General features: G+C 61.7%; 20 protein-coding genes and 1 pseudogene. 6 read left to right on the top strand and 15 right to left on the bottom strand.

Features of this window, described 5'->3' with window-relative positions:
* Positions 1 to 41 precede the first annotated feature (41 nt).
* Both R4P65_RS02445 and R4P65_RS02440 read left to right on the top strand, forming a co-directional pair.
* Positions 42 to 1,238 (top strand): serine hydrolase domain-containing protein, encoded by a 1,197-nt coding sequence (locus R4P65_RS02445; RefSeq protein WP_317825304.1) that lies wholly within the window; start codon positions 42 to 44, stop codon positions 1,236 to 1,238.
* 286 nt (positions 1,239 to 1,524) lie between these two features.
* Positions 1,525 to 2,676 (top strand): MFS transporter, encoded by a 1,152-nt coding sequence (locus R4P65_RS02440; protein WP_317825303.1) that lies wholly within the window; start codon positions 1,525 to 1,527, stop codon positions 2,674 to 2,676.
* 92 nt (positions 2,677 to 2,768) lie between these two features.
* Here R4P65_RS02440 and R4P65_RS02435 read toward each other — a convergent pair whose 3' ends face one another.
* Both R4P65_RS02435 and R4P65_RS02430 read right to left on the bottom strand, forming a co-directional pair.
* A complete protein-coding gene (locus R4P65_RS02435) occupies positions 2,769 to 4,394 on the bottom strand; it encodes a D-aminoacylase (RefSeq protein ID WP_317825302.1) in 1,626 nt (541 codons plus the stop codon).
* Between the two features lie 153 nt (positions 4,395 to 4,547).
* Positions 4,548 to 5,537, bottom strand: a complete 990-nt coding sequence (locus R4P65_RS02430) for a threonine/serine dehydratase (RefSeq protein WP_230812321.1) — start codon at positions 5,535 to 5,537, stop codon at positions 4,548 to 4,550.
* A gap of 81 nt (positions 5,538 to 5,618) precedes the next feature.
* Between R4P65_RS02430 and R4P65_RS02425 the strand changes: the two genes are divergently transcribed.
* On the top strand, positions 5,619 to 6,539 hold the full coding sequence (locus tag R4P65_RS02425) for a LysR family transcriptional regulator (protein ID WP_317825301.1): 921 nt from the start codon (positions 5,619 to 5,621) through the stop codon (positions 6,537 to 6,539).
* A 45-nt stretch (positions 6,540 to 6,584) separates the two neighbouring features.
* Here R4P65_RS02425 and R4P65_RS02420 read toward each other — a convergent pair whose 3' ends face one another.
* Positions 6,585 to 7,160, bottom strand: coding sequence for a TetR/AcrR family transcriptional regulator (locus tag R4P65_RS02420; RefSeq protein WP_230812319.1), 576 nt, complete (start codon positions 7,158 to 7,160; stop codon positions 6,585 to 6,587).
* Positions 7,161 to 7,237: 77 nt separating this feature from the next.
* On the opposite strand from R4P65_RS02420, the gene R4P65_RS02415 reads away from it, so the two are divergent.
* Positions 7,238 to 7,852 carry an NAD(P)H-dependent oxidoreductase gene (locus R4P65_RS02415; RefSeq protein WP_317825300.1) on the top strand — a complete coding sequence of 205 codons (615 nt, stop codon included), beginning with the start codon at positions 7,238 to 7,240 and terminating at the stop codon, positions 7,850 to 7,852.
* Between the two features lie 14 nt (positions 7,853 to 7,866).
* On the opposite strand, the gene R4P65_RS02410 is transcribed toward R4P65_RS02415, so the two are convergent.
* Positions 7,867 to 8,448: a GNAT family N-acetyltransferase gene (locus R4P65_RS02410; protein ID WP_230812317.1), complete on the bottom strand. Its 582-nt coding sequence runs from the start codon at positions 8,446 to 8,448 to the stop codon at positions 7,867 to 7,869.
* A 76-nt stretch (positions 8,449 to 8,524) separates the two neighbouring features.
* Between R4P65_RS02410 and R4P65_RS02405 the strand changes: the two genes are divergently transcribed.
* The gene (locus tag R4P65_RS02405; RefSeq protein ID WP_317825299.1) at positions 8,525 to 9,508 is read left to right on the top strand and encodes a hypothetical protein; all 984 of its coding nucleotides are present in this window, start codon (positions 8,525 to 8,527) and stop codon (positions 9,506 to 9,508) included.
* 54 nt (positions 9,509 to 9,562) lie between these two features.
* On the opposite strand, the gene R4P65_RS02400 is transcribed toward R4P65_RS02405, so the two are convergent.
* From R4P65_RS02400 to R4P65_RS02390, 3 genes are read right to left on the bottom strand one after another with little or no spacing between them, the layout of a single operon-like run.
* Entirely contained in the window at positions 9,563 to 10,465 is a 903-nt protein-coding gene (locus R4P65_RS02400) for a sucrase ferredoxin (protein ID WP_411742503.1), read from the bottom strand.
* A gap of 30 nt (positions 10,466 to 10,495) precedes the next feature.
* Complete coding sequence (locus tag R4P65_RS02395) at positions 10,496 to 11,068, bottom strand: YdeI/OmpD-associated family protein (RefSeq protein WP_317825298.1); 573 nt, start codon at positions 11,066 to 11,068, stop codon at positions 10,496 to 10,498.
* A 9-nt stretch (positions 11,069 to 11,077) separates the two neighbouring features.
* Positions 11,078 to 11,581 (bottom strand): hypothetical protein, encoded by a 504-nt coding sequence (locus tag R4P65_RS02390; RefSeq protein ID WP_317825297.1) that lies wholly within the window; start codon positions 11,579 to 11,581, stop codon positions 11,078 to 11,080.
* Positions 11,582 to 11,715: 134 nt separating this feature from the next.
* Between R4P65_RS02390 and R4P65_RS02385 the strand changes: the two genes are divergently transcribed.
* Positions 11,716 to 12,561 carry an alpha/beta hydrolase gene (locus tag R4P65_RS02385; protein ID WP_317825296.1) on the top strand — a complete coding sequence of 282 codons (846 nt, stop codon included), beginning with the start codon at positions 11,716 to 11,718 and terminating at the stop codon, positions 12,559 to 12,561.
* Here the strand turns inward: R4P65_RS02385 and R4P65_RS02380 are convergent.
* From R4P65_RS02380 to R4P65_RS02345, 8 genes and pseudogenes are all read right to left on the bottom strand, one after another.
* Positions 12,546 to 12,941, bottom strand: a pseudogene (locus R4P65_RS02380) (helix-turn-helix domain-containing protein); the annotation flags it as partial. The gene R4P65_RS02385 and the pseudogene R4P65_RS02380 overlap by 16 nt on opposite strands.
* Positions 12,942 to 12,952: 11 nt before the next feature.
* Entirely contained in the window at positions 12,953 to 13,909 is a 957-nt protein-coding gene (locus tag R4P65_RS02375; protein ID WP_230812310.1) for a R2-like ligand-binding oxidase, read from the bottom strand.
* A gap of 87 nt (positions 13,910 to 13,996) precedes the next feature.
* Entirely contained in the window at positions 13,997 to 15,634 is a 1,638-nt protein-coding gene (locus tag R4P65_RS02370; protein WP_317825295.1) for a sulfatase-like hydrolase/transferase, read from the bottom strand.
* 45 nt (positions 15,635 to 15,679) lie between these two features.
* A complete protein-coding gene (locus tag R4P65_RS02365) occupies positions 15,680 to 16,021 on the bottom strand; it encodes a DUF6292 family protein (RefSeq protein ID WP_230812308.1) in 342 nt (113 codons plus the stop codon).
* Positions 16,022 to 16,088: 67 nt separating this feature from the next.
* Positions 16,089 to 16,844: an alpha/beta fold hydrolase gene (locus R4P65_RS02360; RefSeq protein WP_230812307.1), complete on the bottom strand. Its 756-nt coding sequence runs from the start codon at positions 16,842 to 16,844 to the stop codon at positions 16,089 to 16,091.
* Positions 16,831 to 17,676 (bottom strand): alpha/beta hydrolase, encoded by an 846-nt coding sequence (locus tag R4P65_RS02355; protein WP_317825294.1) that lies wholly within the window; start codon positions 17,674 to 17,676, stop codon positions 16,831 to 16,833. The genes R4P65_RS02360 and R4P65_RS02355 overlap by 14 nt, the downstream gene beginning before the upstream one ends.
* A 164-nt stretch (positions 17,677 to 17,840) precedes the next feature.
* Positions 17,841 to 19,394: a DNA polymerase Y family protein gene (locus tag R4P65_RS02350; RefSeq protein WP_317825293.1), complete on the bottom strand. Its 1,554-nt coding sequence runs from the start codon at positions 19,392 to 19,394 to the stop codon at positions 17,841 to 17,843.
* Positions 19,391 to 20,266: a hypothetical protein gene (locus R4P65_RS02345; protein WP_317825292.1), complete on the bottom strand. Its 876-nt coding sequence runs from the start codon at positions 20,264 to 20,266 to the stop codon at positions 19,391 to 19,393. Before R4P65_RS02345 ends, R4P65_RS02350 begins: the two co-directional genes overlap by 4 nt.
* Between the last annotated feature and the right edge of the window lie 210 nt (positions 20,267 to 20,476).

Raw genomic sequence — 20,476 nt, 5'->3', positions numbered from 1 at the left:
AACGATGTCCCAAACCCTACCAATCCTCAGGAGTTCTACTGATGCGTAACAATATTCGAAAGGGCTTCCCTTCCTCAGATCGCCGGCAAGACCGCAAACGGCACCGGACCTTTTCGGTCGTTACCGCGGTGGCCCTCGGTGCCATGACGCTGGCGTCCTGCTCGCCGTCATCCGCCCTCAGTCCCGATACCGTCGGTTCTTCCTCCACCGAGTCCGACGCGGTTCAACGCTCCCTCGACGCGCTGGTGAGCGAGGACGGACTACCCGCCGCCCTCGCAAGCATCCAAGACCGAAACGGCAACTCCCGCAACTACACCGCAGGAGTCGGTGACCTGACCACCGGATCAGAGGTACCGCACAACGGCCAGATACGGATCGGCAGCAACACCAAAACCTTCACCGCAGTAGTGGTCCTGCAACTGGTCGCCGAAGGAAAGATCGAACTCGACACCCCCATCGAGACCTACCTACCCGGACTCGTCCGCGGAGACGGGATCGACGGCCACAACATCACCATCCGCCAACTCCTCCAGCACACCAGCGGACTCCCCGAGTACGGAATACACGTCAATGACGAAGAGATCAGATACCGCTACGCCGACCCCCACGACTTGCTCGATATTGCCTTCCAGCACCCCGCCGACGCACCGCCCGGGGCGACTTGGGGGTACAGCAACACCAACTACATTCTGGCCGGCCTACTCGTACAGAAGGTTACCGGGCGCCCCCTCACAGAGGAGATGAATCGACTTATCTTCGCGCCGATCGGCCTGCGCGACACCTACTTCCCACCGCCCGGCGACATGACCATCCGGGGTCCCCATCCCAAGGGCTACCACCGCACAGCACCAGACAGCCCACTGAGTGACGTCACAGAGATGGACCCGTCGTGGGGATGGGCCGCAGGGCAGCTGATCTCCACCACCTCGGACCTCAACCAGTTCCTCTACGCGCTACTCGACGGACGACTGCTCCCCACAGCCGAACTCGATCAGATGCGTACCACCGTCCACGTCGGCGGGCCCACCGGACTCGAATACGGCCTCGGCCTCACCAGCAGGACTCTCTCGTGCGGCGGGGTCTACTGGGGCCATGGCGGCGACATAGTCGGTTACGAGACCCGCGGCGGCATCACCGACAACGGGCGCGCCGTAAACCTTGCGGTGACTGCTCTTCCCTCGACTGCGTCCGCCACGCAACACGTCGTAGACACCGTGGACAGAGCTTTGTGCAGTTAAAGCTCTGGTGACAGCGTCACCCGGAATCTCACCCGAGTGACGCTGTACCGCCCGACGAAACATTCGGTCGGTTATTGGCCGAACGGACCAATGCGGCCAACGTGTCCGCTGCCACACTTCATCAGTCCATGCGGCACAACGCAATTCAGGAGGCATGATGAAGTCGGAACGCGCCACAGTTGAGGAACCCTCGCATAGCGGCGGCAAGTCGATACAAAACATATTGGACAACAAGTCAATTCGTCGAACAACGACTATGACTGTTGGGCTGCTCAGTACGATCTGGATGATCGACATGATAGATCGCGTGATGATCGGGCTTGCACTGCCGATGATCGGAGACGAATTCTCCCTCAGTAATACGCAATTGGGCGGAGTCGTGTCGATCTTCGCCATCTTTTACATGCTCGGGCAGGTCCCCGGCGGCATGCTGGCCGACCGATTCGGACCCCGGCCACTGTTGATCGTTGCGTTGATCCTGTGGTCGGTGTTCACCGCAATGACAGGATTCGCCTGGGGACTCGTCTCGCTGATGGTCATGCGTGCGATGTTCGGGCTCAGCCAGGGTCTCTTCCCAGCAGCGTCGTTCAAAGCTCTGGCTGAGCGAACCCGTCCGAAAACTCGCGCCACGGCCATGGGCTTCATGATCGGTGCAAACAACCTGGGCCCCGGCATCGCACCATTGATCATCGCCCCAGTTCTCATGGCCGTCGGTTGGCGGGACGCATTTTGGCTGGTGGCCATAGTCGGCGCCGTGATCGGCACAGTCGTCTGGTTGGTGCTCCCGGCGCCGTTGGACACAGAGATCACGGAAGATCCGGAGGCCGCACTGCAACCGCTCGCCAGTGAACACTCACGCGCCGCGGTATTCAAGTCCGTTTCGGTCTGGAAGTTCGCACTTCTGTTCTGCCTGGCCAACATGGCCGGATATGGGCTGTTGACCTGGGTGCCGAGCTACCTCCTCAACGAAAAGGGGCTCTCGCTGATCGATACGGGAATCTTCGCGGCGATCCCGTTCATCGTCACGGCATTGGCCATCGTCGTCGGTGGACGTCTGGTGGACAAGTACTTTCACGACAGCGCGCGCATTCTGCTCGTTCCGTGCATGGCCACCTCCGCCGTTCTGCTGTTCTTGATGACTACCACCGATACCGTCGCGATGTTCACCTTCTATCAAACCCTCGCGATGGGCGTCAGCGGACTGTGCTCGATGTCGATCTTCGCCCTCCCGTTGCGGGCATTGCCCGCCGAATTCCTCGGTTCCGGAATGGGTTTGATCAACGGTTGTGGACAGCTTGCCGGTTTCATCACCCCACTCGTGATGGGATGGATGGTGGACCAGTTCTCGTATATGGCCGCGTTCGGAGTCCTGGTCGGAGCGACGGCTGCGGCGGCATTGGTGGCCATGATCGTTCCGCAGACCCCGGCGAAATTCTGAGGGCTGTCACGCTGTTCGCCGAAGTGGCCGCTGAAGGTGGTTCCCAGCAGGGGCCACTTCGCCGATCTGGACCTGACCTCGGCGCCAGGTTGTCACCTGACTGCATCGAACCCGTTGCGCGAGCGCCGAAGTGCGCGCCCTGCAAGCTTCCCCGTCGGCACCCCGTCCGACAGCGCCGGTTGTCCATTCACCAGAACGTGCCGCATTCCGGTCGCATATGCCCTTGGGTTGTCATATGTCGCGAGATCCTCTACCTGCGAGGGGTCGAAGATGGCCAGATCGGCGTATCCCCCTGGTGCAATGTAGCCCCGTTTCGTCAAACCGAAGTTTTCAGTGGGAAGGCTGGTCATTCGGCGAACGCATTCCTCGACTGATTGTCCGCCAATGCCGCGGGTGTAGCGGCTCAGGATACGGGCGAAGGTTCCGAATGAACGGGGGTGCACGGGTTGCCCCGCGAAACGGGTCTCCGTGCTCTGAGCATCGGCATCGGAACCAACCGAAACCCAGGGACGCTCGAAAGCTGTTCGCGTGTTTTCCTCCGATGCAATGAAATAGGCAGCTTCGGCGGTGGGAAGAGCGTCGAGAACAGCCAGCATCGTGTCCACCGGGTCGTGATGCCCCATCCTCCGAGCAATAGACCCCAGTGCCTCCCCCGCTCGGATACCGAGTGCCGGTACCTCGGACAAGATCACCACCCCATCGGCACCTCCGGACGCAGCGAAGAGATTCTCCCAGTCCTCGTCCTCTCGATGGATCCTCTCGCGGATCTTGTCTCGGACACCGGTCGAGTTCAGTTGCGTGCGCCCGGCCGTCGTGTCACGACAGCGAAACTCCGGTGGCAACGCGGCACTGAGCAGCGTGTTTCCTGCTTCGTACGGATACACGTCCGCGGTGATTCGCACACCGTCCTCTCGAGCCGACTCAACCAATTGCAAGGCATCGGACATTTTGTGCCAGTGCGACTTACCAGCAACCTTGAGGTGATAGATTTCCGCGCGCGCTCCTGTCGTTCGAGCGATGTCGATCAGTTCCTCGATGCTTTCGAGAAACCTTTGCCCTTCACTTCGAAGGTGGCAGATATGGACGGCATCATGCCTGGCGAGCACCCGCGACAATGCTCGCAACTCGCCGGTATCCGCATAGCTTCCGGGTGGATATATCAGAGCCGAACCAACTCCGAGAGCTCCATCTTCAAGCTCCTCGTCGAGCAGGGCGCACGCTTCGGCCAGCTCTTGTTCGCTCAACAGACGATTGTCCACACCCGCAACCACCATGCGCAGATTCGCTGCGCCGACGAAGCTCGCCACATTGAAACCGACGCCGTCCGTCTCCAACGATTTGAGAAAATCGTGCAACCTCGGCCAATGTGATTGCACCCCAGGTGGAATCGCACCCAATCCGAGCATCGCCGGAGTCATCGATCCCGTGACCGGTCCGAGAGACACGCCTTCACCGAAGACTTGAGTTGTGACCCCCTGATACAAGTCCGACAATCCTCGCGGGTCTTGCTGCAGCGTGAGGTAACTATGACTGAGCACATTCACAAAACCGGGAGCCACCATGCAACCGCGAGCATCGATGTCGATCGCTCCCGGCACAGCACCGATCGTTCCGACTTCCACGATCGTGTCACCCGCGATCGCAACGTCCGCTTTCCTGGGCGGGCTCCCTCTACCATCGAGCACAGTCCCGTCCCGAACGACGATTGTCGGCAGCATCACGTCTCCTCCACGGTGGCCTTGTTGTCGCAAGATGCGACCCTGTTCACTCTGCTCAATCGTGGAAGCGAAATCTTGTTCCAGACACACATACGCGATGCAGAATTGGTGCCGCCCTACCAAACTGGCACATGGTTCCGATCATGCCATCGGTTAGCCGACGATCCTGCGGATCTCGTTCTCGGAGGCATTGGCGCCCGTGCAGACGACGGCAACGCGCTTGCCAGCGAAGGTGCTCGGATGCGCATAGACCGCAGCAAGTGCAGCCGCACCGGCGCCTTCACTCAAAGTGTGAGCGTCGTAGAGCAACGCCCGCTGCGCGAGCGTGATGTCGTCGTCCGTGACGAGCAGGAAGCCTCCGAGCCGTTCACGCAAAACACGTTGAGTCAGTGTGAACCCGGCACCAGTCGCAAGCCCTTCGACGCGGGTGGTGTTCGGGCGCTCGACGCACGTACCTGAACTCCACGAGTCATGTGCGGCTCGCGCGGCCTCCGACTGCACTGCGAACACCTCTAGGTGCGGTGCGAGCGCACTGGCGACGAGACACGCCGCCGCAGCACCGCTGCCGCCACCGACTGGGACTACCACCGCGTCCAGATCGGGTTGTTGTTCGACGAGTTCGACGTAAGCCGTAGCGACACCGGCAAGTATGGCCGGCTCATTGGCGGCACTGACGAGACGCAGGCCGTCACGTTCGCTGATGAACTCGGCGTGAGCACGCGCCTCGTCGAAATTCACGCCGTGCTCGATGAGCTCGGCTCCGAGCATGCGGACAGCGTGAGCCTTGACTGAATTCGCCCCAACCGGCATGACGATCACACACCGCACGCCCGCACCCGCTGCTGCATACGCCAAGGATTGAGCGTGGTTTCCGGTCGAGTAGCCGACAATCCCCCGCGCCCGCGTCGCCTCATCCAGTCCTGCCACCAGATTCAGTCCACCGCGAACCTTGAACGCACCCGTGGGGTGCACGTTCTCGTGTTTGACGAACAATTGGCTGCACGAGCCCGCGCCCAAGGTCGGGTGCGATATCAGGGGCGTCACCGGTAGATGCCGTCGCACGACCTGACTGGCACGCTCGATGTCAGCCCAGACGGGTGGATGTAGCTGGTTTGATGCCGCGAGATCAGGTGCCGGTGCCATGTGATTCACCCTGCCAAACACCGATTCATAGATCCAATACGTGTTTTCGTCAAAAGCATCGAAATCTTCTATGATTTCGGCATGCTCGATCTAATTCGGCTGAGGGTCTTGGTCGCTGTTGCGCAGGAAGGATCGGTGACAGCCGCCGCCGATTCTCTCGGTTACGCGCAGCCCTCCATCAGTCACCACCTTCGACAGCTCGAATCGGAAGTCGGGGTTCCACTGTTCCAGCGAGCGGGTCGTGGACTGCGCCTGACGGAAGCCGGCGCAGTGCTGGTTCGGCGAGCCACAGAGATCCTCGGCCACGTCGACGCAGCGGTAGCCGAAGTCCAGACATACGCAGGGCTGAGGGCCGGGCGGGTACGACTGGCCGCATTCCCGTCAGCCCTGGCGAGTTTGATTCCGCAGGCGATGGCAGCGTTCACGTCCCAGTACCCCGATGTGTCCATCAGCCTCGTTGATGCAGAACCACCCAAAGCACTTGCAATGCTTCGTAACAACGATGTCGACGTAGCGGTTGTCTTCGCACACGAGGACACCCCTGACGTCGGGCTCAAGCATGTCGCGCAGACGACTTTGCTGGAAGATCCGTTGTACCTGATCACCTCTGCGCGGAATGCAGATGCTGCCAACGAGATCACGGACTACGCCGGTGAGACCTGGATTGCCGGTTGCCCGAGCTGCCGAGCCCACCTCCTCACCGCTTGCAATCGAGCTGGATTCATTCCGCGGATCGAGTTCGAGACCGACGACTACGTCGCTGTCCAAGCTCTGGTCGCCTCCGGAAACGGCATAAGCACCCTTCCCGCTCTCGCTCTCCAGGCACATCAGAATCCGAATATCCGCGCGCACCGTATTCCCGACGAGCGACGCACCATCTCCGTCGCGACCTACGGGAAACCTCCACATGCTCCGGCGATCGACGCGTTCGTCCAAACTCTGACAGCAGTCTCGAAATCCATGCGTGAGCGCGTCGAACTGGATGGGCACGTCAGTCGATGACGAACCTGGGCGGCTCGATCAAGACCGCCCGCATACCCGGTGACCTCAGGTCCGGCCGACCACCGCGACAATCAGTGCGGCAAGTTCGCTCCGAGCCTCGTCGGGCGAGAGCGCTCCCGCTACCGCCGCGTGCGAGAGTGCCTCTGCAGCACCGAATATTGCAGTCATCGAAGGTTGCGCAAGTCCGCCGGCTGCACCAAAGGGAGTCAGCACCTCCCGACATCGTTCGGAGTAGGCGTGTTCCGATTCACGCTTGACCCGCTCCAGTTCGGGCGAACCCTCCAGCGCTGCAAGCACACCCGTCAGCTCACGCCCCTGCGCCAGCGAACATCCGACGTAGGAGTCGGCGATGGCATTCGCGCGTCCGCTCAAGGACTCATCCGCGGCATCGAGATACTCCTCGAGCATCACCGTCTGACGATCGTCGAATTCCTTGAAGAGGGCCGCCAACAACGCGGCGCGGGAGGCGAAATGGCTGTAGACAACCGGCTTTGCAACGCCGGCACGTTCAGCCAACCGGCCGAGGGTCAGCGCGTCCGCGCCCTCCTCTCGCACCAATGCCCACGACACCTCCACGAGTTGTTCGTACCTGCCGGCCCGCGACAGTCTCGTACGTGCCATCGGACACCTCCTTGCGCTATATACCAATAGTAACCTACTCTTAGTACATAAGCGCACCATCTACCGAAGGAACGCTCATGACCACACTCGTCGTAGTCTCCCACTCCGATCCACAGTCACTTACCCAGCATGTCGCCCGTTCTACCGCCGACGCGATCCGCAACCTGGGCGGCGACGTCGACGTCGCGGACCTACATGCCGAAAATTTCGATCCCCGATTCTCCGAAGCCGATGTGAACCTTTTCCGCGGCAACGGGACTCCCCCGGCTGATGTTGTAGCCGAGCAGGACCGAATCGATCGTGCAGACGATCTGATTCTCGTGTTTCCTATGTACTGGTGGTCGATGCCGGCTCTACTCAAAGGTTGGATCGATCGAGTCTTCGTCAGCGGATGGGCGTACGAATTCACCCCGGGAAGCGAATTCGTGAAGAAACTGGACCGACTCACCGTCCACCTGATTCCGGTCGCAGGTGACGACGCGGAGAGTTTCGACCGACACGGCGTGTACGAGGCCTTTCGGACACAGATCGAGCGCGGCATCGTCGAATATTGCGGTGCCACACTGGGATCGACAACCTTCGTTCACGAGTCGGACACGAAGAGCCGAGACGTCCTCGCCGCAGAAATCCAAGATCTCAGCGAAAGTATCGCAGCCCGTGTCGCCTACCCTGCAACCGTGACTTCCCGTTGACGGTCAGACATCGGTCAACTGACGCTTGATTGGCCCGTGGCTGCCCAGTAGCGAAGCGTATCTCCCGTATGACCGAGGTTGCGCGACAACTGATCAGCTGGGCGCACGCTGTCGAGTAAACCACCACACCCTTCGATTGCCTTACGCGAACCCGCGTTCGATTCGTCGCAGGTAATCAGGACGCGACTGAGCCCCACCGGGTCGCCGGCATACGTGAGCACCTCCCGCAGAGCGGTCGACGCTATCCCTTTCCGGCGTTCCGACGGCCGGACCCCGTAGCCGATATGGCCACCGACATCGGCCAAGAACTCATTCAAGCTGTGCCGCAACTGGATAGCACCGAGGTACCTGCCGTCTCGAACGATCCACCAGTTGGTTGCCGGGACAATGTCGGGCCCTGGTAACGCCTCAGGCTGCGCCAACAACTCCTGCACCCATTGCCCGAATCCATCGCGGGATGCAAGGTCGAGATCTAGACGTTGCGCAACTCCCAAGGCCGAACCGGGCTGATCCGCCTGCGGTCCGCCCCACTCGTCACGCGACTCCAACCAGGACGCCCACAAGGCCTCGTCAGGAGCAACCAAATCGACAGTCATAGCTGCGATGCTACTTCGCACCGGCACTGGTCGAGACTTCGCCTCATTCCATCGCAAAGGCACATAGTGTTCCTGTATGAGTGGACGTTTCATAGCTGGGGTCTTTATCGTCGTCGTCAGTGTCGTCGCCGTTGCGCTGGTTTGGACCAGCGTTCGGGACTATGAATCTTTCACTCCACCGGTCGCGACGGCGGTCGATCGGGCAGACTGTCTCGCCCCTGATATCACTGCTGCGCTTGTAGCCCCCGAGACACGCGACAGCAGCACCGCTCTTCGCCCTGAGGGAAGTGGTTACCCACCTCCTGATTTCAGCCCCGTTGCCGTTGTTCGATGCGAACGCGGAGAAGCATCCGACGGTGGGTTAACGATCGACGCCGTACGCCTAGAGGGTGACATAGACGCGGTGGACGATGCATTTCGCGAACAGTCTCGTCGATTCCCTGCCAACGTCCAGGCCAGTTGCGCATACCGCCACCTCTTGCCAGCCGGTTTGTGGCTGCTGGACGAAGCCGGAGCGGCCATACGACCTACCTGGCCGACCGAGCCGTGTGGCCTGCAAGAGCAACCATACGTAGCCCTGAGCCAATTACATGAGGCCAGCCGCGAGCAGCATCTGGTCGCCGGCATATCCTCCGATGACGCCGGAACCTGCGCGGAGTCGATCGGACAGCTCTTCGAAACGACCACTGAAACTGACGTGGATCGCATGGCAGCGTACGACGACACGTACATACGCCCATTAACCGAAACAGCCTTGACTACGCCGATTTTCGATGTCGGCCGGCTCCAGGTGTGCCGCTATTCCACCGAACCACCGCTGCCCGAGTCCCGAATCCGCTTGTCACGCCAGCAGAGTACGGATCTGATGGAGGTTGCATCCACCGCGCCACCGGCAGGCCCATGCGATCTCGTCGCTCAACGCATCGCTTCGATCGACGTACTTCGTCCCGACGGATCGGGGGGCACGCGGATCGCAGTCGAACTCGACGGATGCCAACGAGTAAACCTCCTCGGACAACGTCAATTACCGCCCGCAGTCATTGCGCTCCTGTTGCAGTAGCGCTGACCCACGCCCGAGTTCATCAAGACTGATCGTATAAAACCGTCGAGGGAATCACAGGTCTCGAATCGATGTGACGACAACCGGCCTGACCGGCTTGGGCGCCGCGCCGCAACTCGGTGGACGCGGCGCGAGTTCGGAGATTGCAGTCTCCACCGCCCATCGCCGGCCGTCCACATGTGCGACGACGCATGTCCCGTCACTCGCCTGCTCGATGACAGCCAAGTCGTCGATTCCACAGCTGATTTGTTGTCGCACAGCAATTTCCGAAGCCTGCCCCGCAGGAGACCAACAACTCCGTCCACGGAGGCCTGGCAAATGGACCTGATCTCGGGAAGCCATCTCCACGGCCGTGACACTCTCACTTGCGGACAGACGGCCGTATGTATTGCCGCTCGGCAGCAGGATCATCGACGGCGCAAATCGGTGCCCGCCGGTATGCGAACACTCCCACACCTGGGGTCCGAAGGACGACATCAGCGCTGCGGCAATCGGCCTGCCGAACACAGCGCAGCACTGGTCACGCTTGCCGTGAGCGCAGACGAATACCACCGGCTCGGTCACCTGCTCGCCCAATCCTGGTGGCGGCCCATCCATCAGGGAGAAATCGACGTCGAGTAGGTCTATCGGTGAATCGATGCGCAACCTTTCGCACCACGAGTCGCTCGGATCGGAGCGCGCGAGCAAGACCGTGTGTCCATCAGTCAGCGGATCGGTGCGGCCTGGTCGCCGAATGAACATGATTCGTACCTCGGCAGCGTCGGCTCGTCGGCTCAGCTCGGTGGCGAGCTCGTCCCCCAACGCCGTTCCGTCCAGCACGTCACGACCCCAGGCTGCGTTGAATTCGAGGCACACCCAACCCCGCACGACGGCAGCGCTGCCTGCCAGCGGTTCGTCGACGGCAGACAGCGCGGAACAGGTTTCGGCTTCGATCACGAGCCCTATTGTGTCAGCCACGTTGAAAGTCGATCAGCCGTCCCAGTCAGCTCAGTAGAACTTCTTGCCCTCCGCGAGTTGGTTCACGAACTTCTCGATCCGCCTGGCTCGCGTCTCCGGACGCTTTGCCTCCTGCAGTCGGTACGCGATGGTGAATCGGTTGGTGGAATTGAGCGTCGCGTAGAACTCGCGAGCCTTCGAATTTTCCGCAACCGCATCGAGAAAGTCCTTCGGCACCTCGGCCTTGGCTGCTCCCTCGTACGCGCGATCCCAGCGACCGTCGGCCTTGGCCTTCTCGATCTCGGCGATGCCGGATGGCTCGAGAAGTCCCGCGGCGTCGAGGCGGGCGACGATCTCGACGTTGCGTTTGGACCACGGACTCCGCGCGGTGCGTCGCGAAAACTTCTGTACGAAGAAATCGTCGTCGATTCGCCGTGCGAGGCTGTCGATCCAGCCGAAGCACAGGGCAACGTCCAACGCTTGGTCGTAGTCGATCGAGCTGTGCGACGAGGTCTTCTTGGCCATTTTCAGCCAAAGGCCGGGGACCACCTCGTGATTCTCGGACAGCCATCGACGGAACTCTTCTCCGTCTGCGAAGTATTCGGTATCGAGTTCGACTGCCATCAGTGCTCCTCACATTCGCGATACCCATACTCTGACAAAACCCTGCGACAAATATCCGAGCGTTCCGAGTGCGAGCACCCATTTGGCGATACTGACGGTCGAAGCGGCGCGAACCCCCGAGTCGGTGATGCTGTCGCGATGATCGAGGAAATGGAGTCCGACCACGTTCTCGACGTAGTCGCCGGCCGCCGACAGTACCGGCGCGACGGCAAGGACGCGCCGAGTTGCGGAGGAAAGGGGAACCCGCTCCCCGAGCCTCGTGCCCGCTGACCGCAAAGCCATCGCGTAGATCGCGGGATGTACGAAGTCGGGGTAGTAGTGACTACGAAATCGCTCCGTGGCCTCCGCGTCCATGGAGTCCAAGATCTCGACGTACCGGCGAGCGGAGAACGCCGTCTGCACTTCCAATACTTTGGGAGCCACCGGCCCGAGTAGGCGAGCAATATTCGCTTGTGAGACAACAAAAGCGGTCGTCCACAGTGCCATCGCCTTCGCAGATCCAGTTGGTGCCATTCCACGATCGTGCCATCTTCGCACAACAGAACGGAACGACCCGACGGAAAAGCTCGCCGAAAATGTGCGTGAGGTTGCAAAAAGCGGGCATCCGCATCCCGTATCGATCATCGGTCCGATAGCGGGGAGCGCGCATGTCGCCCAAGTCCAACCCGACTGTTCTGTTCATCCACGGACTCTGGATGCACCCGACTACCTGGGATCCCTGGGCGCAGGTTTTCAACGCGCAGGGGTACCCCACGATGGCGCCGGGGTGGCCAGGGGACGCGTCGACGGTGGGTGAGACGCGTGAACACCCGGAGGACATCGCGGGACACGGCATCGACGACGTGACCGATCACTACGCCAAGGTGATCGCCGATCTCGACGAACCACCGATCGTGGTGGGGCATTCGTTCGGAGGTTTGATCGCGCAGAAACTGCTGGGCCAGAAGTTGGCGACCGCGGCAATTGCCATCGACCCGGCTCAGCCCAAAGGGGTGTTGAAACTTCCCCTCGTTCAACTGGGCAGCGTCTTCCCGGTCCTGTCCAACCCCGGGAATTACCGGAAGGCATACTCACACAACAGAGAGTCGTTTCACAAGTCCTTTGCCAGCGCCGTGTCCAAGGACGAGTCCGACGCCTTGTTCGAGCAGTATGCGATTCCCGCCCCTGGTCGGCCGTTGTTCGAGGCAGCACTCGCCAACTTCGCGCCTCACAGCCCCGCTGTAGTGGATTTCAACGCGCAACGTGGACCCCTTCTGATGATCGGCGGCGGCAAGGATCGCACAGTCCCGAAAGCCAGTTCGGACAGCTCGTTCAAGAAGTACGCCAAGGCCCCGACGATCAACGAATACAAGGTCTTCGGCGATCGGGGGCATTCTCTGACCATCGACCACGGCTGGCGTGAAATCGCGGACTACAGCCTTGTCTGGCTCGACAAGCAGGGCATGAGCCCGCCACAAGGCAAGCACGAGAGTCAGTCTCAGCCGAAAGCTTGAAAACGACGACGGTACACCTGCGGCGAGATTCCGAGATGCATCGAAAATGCTCGGCGTAGGGATTCCGAACTGCCGAATCCCGCCAACCGCGCGGCTTCGGTCACCGAGTGACCGGCATCGAGGAGCGCTTTCGCGGAATCGAAACGAATCAACTCGACGTATTTGGCCGGCGTCGTACCGAGTTCCTCGCGAAAGAGCCTCGTCAAATGCCGTGGGCTCAGATGCGCCGGGGCAGCCAGTTCATCGACCGCGTACTCCCCCGCCGGATCGGCCGCCACCGCATCGACTACTGCGCGAAGCGCGGGCACCCGGGGCCGCGGCCCGCTCAACGACGGCGAGAACTGCGACTGCCCACCTGGACGCTGGAGAAATACCACAATAGAACTCGATTTCAGCCGGCCGCCTCACTCATCGCAGCGGCATCTTCTGCCCCGAACTTTTCCTCGAGAGTCTCCGGCGAATAGTCGAGGTCGATCTCGGCGACGTCGCGCCCGCGCGCAGACTCGATCGCCGAAAGTCGGCGCTGCGCACGGTCTGCGGCATACTCGAGGAACTCCTGATTGTCCAAACCGAACGGCTGCACCTCGAATTGATCGTTGACCCAGTTGATCATTCCGAGCGCCATGGGCATGAGTTCACCCATCCGCTGCTGGACGACGTCCCAGTTGTGATCGTCGGCGGCGACGTGCCTGCGGCAGGTGAACGTTCCCCACGCCATGTGCCGTCGTTCGTCGTCGCCGATCTTTCGCACCAATTGCTGCATCCCCGGCAGAATCCCGCGTGTCGCACAGACTTTCTGCCAGGCGTAGTAGCCCGTCAACGCCAGACTGCCCTCGATGACATGGTTGTACGTGACACTGGCACGCACCTGGTTGACCGGGCTGGGATCCGTCTCGAGAATGCGTAGCGACGACGGCAGCTCCTCGTAGAACAGTTGCCGGTAGTACGGATTGTCAGCGACGTAGGAATGCAGGTCACTGGTCAATCCCACTTCGTCCATCCACAGCCGAAATACCTGGGTGTGCTTGGCTTCCTCGAAACAGAACTGCGTCAAGTACATCTCGTCGCCGAACCTGCCCTCGGTCGACATCGCTTTCATGAACGGTTGAATGTCTTCGGTGACGGCTTCTTCACCGGCAATGAACTGCGCGCACAGGAAGGTGGCACTGCGCTGTTGCTCGCTGGTCAGCTCCTGCCAGTCGCGGGCATCCTGGGAAAAATCGAGGTCGGTTGGGTTCCAGAATTTGGCATTTCCCTTGGTGAACAATCGGAGTGGGAACGAATCCCAGTTCAACCCTCCCGACCGAAGAGTATTGAAACCTTCTCGCCCCGGCGAGGTGACAGTCATGACATTCCTTCTTCCCGAACCGAAGACAGATGCCCCATCAGCATGCCCGCAGAACTGAAACGTGAATCAGTTTTGGCGAAATTCGATCTATTCCTTCAGAGAAACGCCCTTGGTCTCCATCACTGCGAAGAGCTTGGCGTTCATCTGAGCCGCCAGATCCGGCCGATACGAGCCGATATTGAGCGGATTGGCTAGATTGTTCAGTTCCAAGGGGTCGGCCTGTAAGTCGTAGAGTTCGTATTGCGGCGCAGCAACTCCCGCCGGATCGAAGTACATCGTGTACTTCCATCGACTCTCACGTATGCACCGAATGTGATTAGGCTGCGTGACGATGTTCTGACCGTCGGGCGTTGCGCAGTTCTGATCGTCGTAGGTGAACAGGATCGTGTCCTGAACCTGTGCGCTGGGACTTTGCGGGTAGGCCGCAGCGTCGACGATGACCGGCGTCAGATCAGTGCCCAAGAAGTTCCACGATTCACGCGCGGGCGCTTGGGCGAGAGTGGCGAGCGTGGGCATCACGTCGATCAGCGACGCCAGGGCGTCGGTGCGAACGGGCTCGGGAAACAGCAAGGGGTTGCTGATGACCAGTGGAACGCGCAGCGTTTCCTCGTAGGCGTTGAACACCTTCTGCCGCAAACCTCCGTGGCTCATCCCCATCTCCCCGTGGTCGGACATCCGAACGATTACCGTGTCGTCGAGCATCTGCGGGGTGGCTTCGATCGCGTCGAGCACGCTGCCGATGTGTTCGTCGACCACCTTGTGCATGTAGGCGTAGAAGTTGATGTAGTTGCGCGCCTGATCGGGTCCGAGCAGCGGCCCGAGCCCGGCTGCGAGCAGCAATTCCGACTGAACCTGTGCCGTCGGTTTGTGATTGAGCGCCAGGATCTCGTCGAAGGTGGGCGGCAGGTCGATACCTTGCTCGAAGGCGCCTGGTGCGTCCGATCCGTAGTTGTCGCACGTTCCGTTCATCGCATTCCAGGTCTGGGGGTACGCGAGGACATCGTGTGGGTTCACGAACGAGACGATCAGCGCCCAGGGCTGTCCGGACGTGACTGCTGGTCCGGAGAGAAAATCGACTGCCTCCTCGGCAACACGGCGGTCGTGGTCTGCGCACCCGCCGCCGAAATGATCCGGATTGGTGTCCTGGCCAGCGTCCGGCGGAATCCACCCTTCGAAGCCGAATCCCGCCACGTCCTCGCTTGTCGGATCACCGCCGTCGACGCCTTTGCTCAGATGCCATTTCCCCCGGTACTGGACGTTGTAGCCGGCCGACGCCAGCAGCTTTGCCATGTTCTGTTCGGAGACCTGCAACTGTGGCTCGGTGGGTGAAACGGTGCCGCCTTCGGTGAGCGTTCTCGTGACCCCGTGCTGCGCGGGGTAGAGGCCGGTGAAGAACGTACTGCGACTCGGCGAGCACATCGCGGTGTTGCACACCGCCTGGTCGAATGTCAGCCCGTGATCGGCAATCCTCTTGCGGTGGGGCAGGTTCTGATCAGCCCAGCCCTGCGGCCAGTACATCGGCCGGCGTTCCTGATCGGTGATGATGACAACGATGTTGGGTTTCTGTGGAAACCGATCGGCGGGCGCTGCGTGTGCCGACGCCGCGCTCACCGCGCCGGTTGCGACGTCTGCCACTCCGGCGAGGACAAGAGCACCGACGCCACCAAGGAACGTCCGGCGCGGCAGTGAATGACAATGCGAGGCTGGAACGTTCTCTGGATTCACGGGCGTCGTCCTCTCGGAGCCGTTGTCGCCCCAGAGTTGACCGAATCAGTGTTCGCTACACATGCTCGAGCAAACTGCCTGAGCGCTGATCAGCTCGATTACCCGATCCGCACAGCGCAGCGGATCGGGTGTCCGTCCGATGCCGAGAGTGTCGACTATCGAAATCGTCCTTCGCACATCAGCCTCCTCGACGCCCCACGACCAACCGAAGTCGTGATTCCAGAGCAGAACTGCGTTCTTCCCCGGATGGTTTCGGGCATGAACGGGGAGAACGATCACCGCATCCGTGCTCGGACCCTGCGGCCATCGAACTGTCTCACCGTGAACGGATCGTGCTACCGCGTCGACGTATTCGTGTGCGGACCAGTCGTTGCCGTTGGTGTGCATGGAAGTACATTCGGTGCCGCACGCGTTGTGGATGGGTTGTTCCCGGAACTGATCGGATATTCCACTTTCAGGAAATGAACGGCAACACAACGGATTCGAATTGGCGATGCCCGTCGCGGTGGACACTGTGGCCGGTGCGGAAGGAGACCAATTCGCAGCGCGCGACAGTGGCCGCAACAGCGTCGAGGCGAACGGGGTCCACCATCCCGCCCAGACCTCCACGCAGGAACAACATGTCGGCCTCGATGAGTGGCAAGCGATCCCACCACTGCGGATCCGGTCGGCGGAACTGCTCGAGCGCGGACCGCGTCATCGAGCGATCGAACGTCAGCGCGGCTCGCGGATGTCGCACCAAACTTGTTGTGGCGTGCCACAGTTCTGGCACACTCGGCAATTTCCTCGCGAACACCTGTTCCGGGTCACCTGCGCGTAGTGGCAACGGCGCTTCCTCGATGACCAACTTCCGTACCACAGTGGGACGTTTCTGAGCGATCAACGACGCCGCGTGCCCGCCGAGCGAATGGCCGACCAGATCCACCTGATCGAGTTCGAGATGATCACACACGTCCATGACGTCGTCCGCGAACTCGTCGAACAGGTACGACGACGCCCGAGCGCTCCGGCCGTGGCCGCGAAGATCGACCGAGACGACTCGCCGGTTGCGCGAACGCAAGGTCCGCGCGAACTTGTCCCAGGTACCGCTGTCGCCGCCCATCCCGTGCACGAGAACTACTGGAGGCAGATCGGCCACACTGGGATGCGCGCCGGAATCGCGGTAGCTGATCTGGACCCCGCCGGCACTTCGTACGTTAGCGACACTCACGAGTTCCCAGGATAGACCTGTCCTCGCGGATTGCTGACGCGGTCAGCCGAGGCGGCAACTCCCCTGGTCTCGTGATCTCGTCGTAGCGAGCGAGCCCGATCCTCGCGATGTTGCACAGCGACTCGCTTGCATCGGCGAAGTATCCGCAATGCCCTCGAATGGCGCCGGTGTCGAAAACTATGGCTCCGTGCTGCGCCCGAACTGGAGACGGGCCGTGCCCGAGGCGGCCGATCTTCACGCGTGGGAAATACCGGATCCAGTCCGACGGACCAAGCGCAGCCCAGAGATTTCCGGCAAAGCACAGGTCCTCGCGCGAACTGGTACCCATCCCCGGACTGCCCAGCACCACGCAATCGTCCGCCCGCGCCGACGGGAGAGCGAGTCCGCACACCACCGCCCCGTAGCTGTGTCCGACGAGCGTGACATGCGCCGAACGCGGCAGGATACGAGTCAACCGCGCCAGATCTATCGCACCGCGTTCTGCAAGTGTCCGAGAGAACGACTCGAGAAATCCCCACGGCGTCCGATAGCCGACCCATACGATCACCGCGACGCGGTCGTTCGGCCCGAGCGTTCGGAGCATCCTTCCCAGTGTCCATCCGCTCGCGCGTGGGCCGGTCGGACGGTTCTCGTCGAAGTAGTTTCCCAGTCCGTTGTCGTTGCCTGGCACGAAGATCATGATGTGCTCGGCTGTGGCGACGTCCCCGAACACCTCCACGATCCGGCCTTCGCCGGTCTCGTCGTACGCCAGAAGTTGTGCGTCGTGTAGTTCCGTCGGCTGGTAGTGAAGTCGATCGGTTCCGGAAACGTCAGATCTGCCCGCCGTTTTCATGACACTCCTCGCGAAGAGTTGCAACGACGAGAATCATTGCAACAGTGAGTTTTTGAATGTCATCAACGCTAGGTGCCCGACGGCGTCAGTACGATGGCGCCAGCGCCCCTACTGTTCGTACAGTCGACTCGACCATTCAGGTACAGCTGGCTATACCCGTGAGTTCATTCGTACACACCCTCCACCGACCATCCACCGCCTTCACAGATCATCAGCAACGCACGCGATTCCTCCAACAGCACCTGAGCCCGCGCGGCCGTGCGCGCCGAGGCTGCGTCCCACCATCGCTCGTCCACCGGCCAGGGCCCGGCCCATCCCTGCACTGCCCATTCCTTGCTCCCCCACTTCAGCCTTCCCGGCTGCGAGCTGAAGACACCGCGCTCAGTGACGTACACGGCGTTGCCGGTCACATCCCCCAGCCATACCTTGGGATTGTCGACGAAAATCGACCCCGGAGACGGCTGCGGCAGACGACCAGGCCACGGGGCTGTCGGATCATGGGCAGCTACCCGCTCGTCTCCCAAGGGCAACAAGGTAATTCGCTCCGAGGGCCCTCGACCACCGCTCAGGACACCGACCTGAACCGATTCGCCGCCCAGAAGACCTTGCACGCGCACCAATGCTCGCCTGGCCCGCTCCTCCTCGTCGCCGACACCGCCCCACAGCCCCAACTGCAAGGCACCGGCACTGACCACCTCCACCGGCTCCAGACGCAACACCGCTATGCCTGCGGTCGGCCGGGTCTCACTGCGCCCGGTGAGCCAGCCGTCCAGTTGCCAACGCACTCGATCGGCCGTTCCCTCCGGCGTCAGAGGTTCGGCGCAACGCCAAGTCCGAGAGAGATTTTCACCGTTACCCGTGCTGGCCGAAATCGACAGACGCGTACACGCCACCGCGGCGGCGGACAGCTTGTCGTGCAGCAGACTCGCCAAGGCGCGCCCGGCAAACGCTGCGGCATCCACCCGCTCGATCGACGGATCGTAGTGCTGCTCCACTTCCAGATCCGGCGGAAGCGTCCGCGCCGACGGTGGCCGCTCGGGCTCACCGCGCGCCGCACGATGCGCGAGCACCGCATCGGCACCGAAACGCGAAGCGACGTCCACTGCCGGTAGATCTGCGAAAGCACCGATGGTCCTGATACCGAGCCTGCGCAGCAGATCCACCAACTCCCCGCGATGCGGCGCAGAGAGGCTGGGCTCGGCCGCCAACTCCGGCATGGGTAGCGGCGCCAGAAACCGTGCTCCCTCCCCCGGCGGCACCAGCGCTGCCCGGCGCGCGGCAATGACCGCCGTGGACAGCTGATCCGCCACACCCACCTGACTCTCGACGCCCGCAGCAGATGCCTGATCCACCAATCGTTCCGCCGCGGCTTCCTCCGAACCGAAGTACCGACTGACACCTCGCGCACTGAGCACCAACAAACCAGGACGGAGTACCTCGACGCCCGGTGCCACCGCATCGATGGCCGCGGCGACCGGCTCGAACAATCTGGCGTCGCGTTCCGGATCTGCCGTCGCCACATACAGTTCCGGGCAGCGGGCCTGCGACTCGCGTCGACGCAGTCCTCGGCGAACTCCCTCCGCGCGGGCCGTCGCCGAACATGCGATCACCCGATTACCCGAGGTAACCGCGACGGGATGCGTTGCCGGAAGATCGGCAAGTGCTGCCGCTGCCACCGCCGGCCAGTCCGGGCACCACAACGCCAGAACTCTGCTCACAGTGACACCACCTGCGACGACACCACCTGCTCCGACACAGCCTCCACCGGCCGGGAAGGCACCCATTCGACCCGCCCGGCTGCACTGCAGATGTCCAGGCGCGTGGTCCGGGGCTGGAACGAGCGCCCCCGTGCACGAACCGCGAGGCTCAGGGAACTGAGCCGACCACGCCCCAACTCCCGGCCCTGACCGAACCCACCGTAACCATGAACCCGAGCGTCCAACCGAACCTCGGCTCCGTCCCAGTGACCTTCGGTGACAACAAGAGTCGAGCCCTTGCTCCGAGCGCGTGCCACTACCGCCCGAGCACGCGACGGGGATACCGATGCGCCCGCCAATCCCAGAATCACCAGGTCCATACCGTCGAGCAGCACAGCGGCGATCTCGACCGGATCCGGCCCAGGCGCCGGAATGAGTGCCAGACGTTCCAGTTGCGCACCCATCTCGTACGCCGCCAGCAATCCCAGTCGAGGCTGCCCGATGACTGCAACATGCCCTCCGGACGCCGTCACCGACGCGACCAATCCCAAAAGCAAGGAGGCCGCGCCGTCGACAGACACCACGGTTCCGCGTACCAAACCGCCCTGCGGCAACAATGCCCCGATACCTTCCGGCACCGGGAGAACACCAGCCTTGTGCGCGCGGTCCACGACCGGCCTGTCCCTGTCCGCAACACTCTCGGACGCTGCTGCACTTGTCCCGGAAACACCGGTAGCGGACACACCGGTAACAGACGCACTCGGTCCGGAGAACGACTTATCGCCCCGAGACGGAATGGACGCGATCTGTCGGCGGAGCTGTGCCAGCCGATCCTGACGGGACAACCCCGCCGCATCTGCCGACAGCTCTACCAACTCGGTCACCTCGGTCATCCCCATCCTCCGGAACACCGGAAAAAAACTCACTGGTCGCAATCCATAACCAGCCGGCAAACCGCGGGGAAGTCGGGTTTGACATGCATCCAACGAACAGCAATTTCGAACATATTTTCGAACTGTTTTCAGTAAACCGTGTCACCCCCGACACGTCAAGCAGAGCCAAAAACCCAGTTCACAGGAGCCTCGAGCGTCACAGTGGCATCA

This window comes from Rhodococcus sp. IEGM 1318 (genome assembly GCF_033142465.1).
In the GTDB taxonomy this organism is placed as follows: domain Bacteria; phylum Actinomycetota; class Actinomycetes; order Mycobacteriales; family Mycobacteriaceae; genus Rhodococcus_F; species Rhodococcus_F qingshengii_B.
This window is presented reverse-complemented; position numbering and strand designations above follow the sequence as displayed.